This is a genomic window from Bartonella acomydis (assembly GCF_039543025.1).
Taxonomy (GTDB): Bacteria; Pseudomonadota; Alphaproteobacteria; order Rhizobiales; family Rhizobiaceae; genus Bartonella; species Bartonella acomydis.
The window spans coordinates 1-526 of the sequence record NZ_BAABIY010000045.1 but is presented as its reverse complement, the minus strand read 5'-3'; the positions used below and the strand labels follow the sequence as shown (position 1 = coordinate 526).

Below are 526 nucleotides of genomic sequence, written 5' to 3'. Positions count from 1 at the left end.
GCAAAAGCCCATAGCAAGATTACGCATATTTTAGATGGGAAAATTGCGTCTAGTTCTTCGGATGCAGTGAATGGTTCTCAACTTTATACGATGAGCAATATGCTTGCGAGCTATTTTGGAGGTGGCGCTGTTTATGAAAATGGTGAATGGCAAGCGCCTACCTTTAAGGTTACAACTGTTAAAGATGATGGTAATTCTGAAGATAAGAACTATAGCAATGTAGCGGAAGCTTTGTCTGGAGTAGGTAGTTCTTTCACGAATATTCAGAATAAAATAACAGAACAGATTAATAATGCGATTACCAATGTAGAAGGTGATAGTCTTGTCAAGCAAGATAAAGGCACAAGTCTGATCACAATTGGTAAAGAAGTAACGGGAACTGCAATCAATATAGCTAACAAAGATAAAGAGGATCGTAGGCTTTCAGGAGTTAAGGCAGCAGAAAAAGGGAATGAAGCAGTTAATAAAGAGCAACTTGATCAAGGTTTGAAGGATCTTTCTAACAGTTTTCAGTCAGATGGTTCAG

The 526-nt window shown here is 38.2% G+C and carries 1 pseudogene; it reads left to right on the top strand.

Annotation, left to right across the window (positions count from 1 at the left end):
- Window positions 1–526 (top strand): annotated as a pseudogene (locus ABD909_RS06920) (Vomp family autotransporter); the annotation flags it as partial.